Annotated in this window: 3 protein-coding genes and 2 pseudogenes; all 5 read right to left on the bottom strand. The window is 62.5% G+C overall.

The features are described from left to right. Positions 1-203 (bottom strand): annotated as a pseudogene (locus HX846_RS20170) (urease accessory protein); the annotation flags it as partial. A 30-nt stretch (positions 204-233) separates the two neighbouring features. Next, positions 234-932 (bottom strand): urea ABC transporter ATP-binding subunit UrtE, encoded by a 699-nt coding sequence (urtE, locus tag HX846_RS20165; RefSeq protein ID WP_003217380.1) that lies wholly within the window; start codon positions 930-932, stop codon positions 234-236. A gap of 127 nt (positions 933-1059) precedes the next feature. Then, positions 1060-1905: an urea ABC transporter ATP-binding protein UrtD gene (gene urtD / locus HX846_RS20160; protein ID WP_087693129.1), complete on the bottom strand. Its 846-nt coding sequence runs from the start codon at positions 1903-1905 to the stop codon at positions 1060-1062. Further along, on the bottom strand, positions 1902-2981 hold the full coding sequence (gene urtC, locus HX846_RS20155) for an urea ABC transporter permease subunit UrtC (protein WP_008439056.1): 1080 nt from the start codon (positions 2979-2981) through the stop codon (positions 1902-1904). The genes urtD and urtC overlap by 4 nt, the downstream gene beginning before the upstream one ends. Beyond that, positions 2981-3280, bottom strand: a pseudogene (locus HX846_RS20150) (urea ABC transporter permease subunit UrtB); the annotation flags it as partial. The gene urtC and the pseudogene HX846_RS20150, both read right to left, overlap by 1 nt.

Here is a 3280-nt window from a genome sequence, read left to right as displayed (position 1 = left end):
CCGCCGGCAATCCCGCCCGGCGGGTGCACGATGATGTGCTGGCACACCTCGGGGCCTTCGGCGTACAGATGCTTTTGCACCCGCAGTGGGCCGAGGTGGCGGCGCATCACTGGGCGCGTGGTGTCGCCGAAACGCGCGTAGCCGAGTTCCAGCTCGGCGTGCCAGCTGGGGGTGAACAGCGCGGTGGGGGCAGGTAGGGTCATGGTCAGTGCTTATCGTTAGGACGCTACAGATTAGATCGTAACGAGCCCGCGCACACCCTCGCTTTCCATATTTTCTCCACGCCCCTGCTGGACGATTTCGCCCCGGGACATCACCAGGTACTGGTCGGCCAGTTCCGCGGCAAAATCATAGAACTGCTCCACCAGCAGAATCGCCATGTCGCCGCGTGCCGCGAGCTTTTTGATCACCGCGCCGATCTCCTTGATCACCGACGGCTGGATGCCTTCGGTGGGTTCATCGAGGATCAACAGGCGCGGGCGGCTGGCCAGGGCCCGGCCGATAGCCAGCTGCTGTTGCTGGCCGCCGGACAAGTCACCACCCCGGCGTTGCTTCATTTGCAGCAGCACCGGGAACAGCTCGTAGATGAAGGCGGGCACTTCCTTGGCTTCGGAGCCGGGGAAGCGTGACAGGCCCATCAGCAGGTTTTCTTCCACTGTCAGGCGGCCAAAAATCTCCCGGCCCTGGGGCACGTAAGCGATGCCGGCGTGCACCCGCTGGTGCGGTTTGAAGCCGGTAATGGCGCGGCCTTCCCAGTTCACCGCACCTTCCTTGGCCGGCAGCAAACCCATCAGGCACTTGAGCAGGGTAGTCTTGCCCACGCCGTTGCGGCCCAGCAGGCAGGTGACTTCGCCGACTTTTACCTCAAAGGAAAGCCCGCGCAGGATGTGGCTACCGCCGTAGTACTGGTGCAGCTTGTCGACTTGCAGCATGTTCAGTTCCCCTTAATGATCGTTCCCACGCTCTGCGTGGGAATGCCGCAATGGACGCTCCGCGTCCGCCGTGTGACACAGAGCGTCACCGGATGCATTCCCACGCGGAGCGTGGGAACGATCAGGTTCAGCGACCGAGGTAAACCTCGATCACCCGCTCATTTTCCTGCACCTGTTCCAGCGACCCTTCGGCCAGCACGCTGCCCTGGTGCAACACCGTCACGTGGTCGGCAATCGAGCCGACAAAGCCCATGTCGTGTTCCACCACCATCAGCGAATGCTTGCCCGCCAGGCGCTTGAACAGCTCGGCGGTGAACTCGGTTTCGGCATCGGTCATGCCCGCCACCGGTTCATCCAGCAGCAACAGTTGCGGGTCCTGCATCAGCAACATGCCGATTTCCAGGAACTGTTTCTGGCCGTGGGACAGCAAGCCGGCCGGGCGATTGACTGAAGCGGTGAGGCGGATGGTGTCGAGCACTTCGCTGATGCGGTCTTTCTGCTCACCACTCAAGCGCGCCCGCAGGCTGGCCCACACCGACTTGTCGGTCTTTTGCGCCAGCTCGAGGTTTTCGAACACGCTGAGGGCTTCGAATACCGTGGGCTTCTGGAACTTGCGACCGATGCCGGCCTGGGCGATCTGCACTTCGCTCATGCTCGTCAGGTCGAGGGTTTCGCCGAACCAGGCCTTGCCGTGGCTGGGCCGGGTCTTGCCGGTGATCACGTCCATCAGCGTGGTCTTGCCCGCGCCGTTGGGGCCGATGATGCAGCGCAATTCGCCGACGCCGATGTACAGGTTCAAGTCGTTCAATGCCTTGAAACCGTCGAAGCTGACGCTGATGTCTTCCAGGGTCAGGATCGTGCCGTGGCGGGTGTTCAGGCCTTTGCCGGCAGCCTGGCCGAGGCCGATGGCATCGCGGGCGCTGCCCTGGTCTTTATTGGGTTCAAGGATAGGTTCGAGCATGAAGTGCCTCATTGGTCGCCCCTTTTCTTCAGCAGGCCAATCACACCCTTGGGCAAGTACAGGGTGACGATGATGAACAGCGCACCGAGGAAGAACAGCCAATACTCAGGAAACGCCACGGTGAACCAGCTCTTCATGCCGTTGACCACACCGGCGCCCAGCAGCGGGCCGATCAAGGTTCCACGCCCGCCGAGGGCCACCCACACAGCGGCCTCGATGGAGTTGGTCGGCGACATTTCGCTGGGGTTGATGATGCCCACTTGCGGCACATACAACGCGCCCGCCAAACCACACAGCACCGCGCTCAACACCCACACGAACAGCTTGAAGCCACGCGGGTCGTAGCCGCAGAACATCAGGCGATTTTCCGCATCCCGAAGTGCCGTCAGCACCCGGCCGAACTTGCTCTGGGCCAGGCGCCAGCCGATGAACAGGCTCGCCACCAACAACACCACGGTGGCCACAAACAGCGCCGCTCGCGTGCCCGGCTCGGTGATGCCAAACCCGAGGATGCTGCGGAAATTGGTAAAGCCGTTATTGCCGCCGAACCCGGTCTCGTTGCGGAAGAACAACAGCATCCCGGCGAACGTCAGGGCCTGGGTCATGATCGAGAAGTACACGCCCTTGATCCGCGAGCGGAAGGCGAAGAACCCGAACACCAACGCGAGCAAGCCCGGTGCCAACACCACCAGGCACATCGCCCAGAGGAAGTGGCTGGTGCCGGTCCAGTACCACGGCAACTCGGTCCACGACAAAAAGGTCATGAACGCCGGCAGCTCATCGCCGGACGCCTGGCGCATCAGGTACATGCCCATGGCATAACCGCCCAGCGCAAAGAACAGGCCGTGCCCGAGGGACAACATCCCGGCATAACCCCACACCAGGTCCAGCGCCAGGGCGACGATGGCGTAGCACAGAATCTTGCCCACCAACGTCAGGGTATAGGCGGAAACGTGCAGCGGATTTTCCGGTGACAACAGCGAGAACAACGGCAGCGCCAGCAGCAGGATCAGCACCACTGCACCGACCGCGACGGTCACCTTGGGGCCGGCCTTTTGCGCGGCCGTAAGCATCAATGGCTGGTTCATCAGTCGATCACCCGTCCTTTCAGTGCGAAGAGTCCTTGCGGGCGTTTCTGGATGAACAGAATGATCAGCGCGAGGATCAGGATCTTGCCGAGTACGGCACCGATCTGCGGCTCAAGAATCTTGTTGGCTATCCCCAGGCCGAAGGCCGCCATGACGCTGCCGGCCAACTGGCCGACGCCACCTAGCACCACCACCAGGAACGAGTCGATGATGTAGCTCTGGCCGAGGTCCGGGCCGACGTTGCCGATCTGGCTCAGGGCCACGCCACCGAGGCCCGCTATGCCGGAGCCGAGGCCAAA

The sequence above is a fragment of the Pseudomonas sp. K5002 genome (genome assembly GCF_013386655.1).
Lineage (GTDB): Bacteria > Pseudomonadota > Gammaproteobacteria > Pseudomonadales > Pseudomonadaceae > Aquipseudomonas.
The sequence above is the reverse complement of the archived record's forward strand: the minus strand, read 5'-3'. Positions and strand labels throughout refer to the sequence as shown.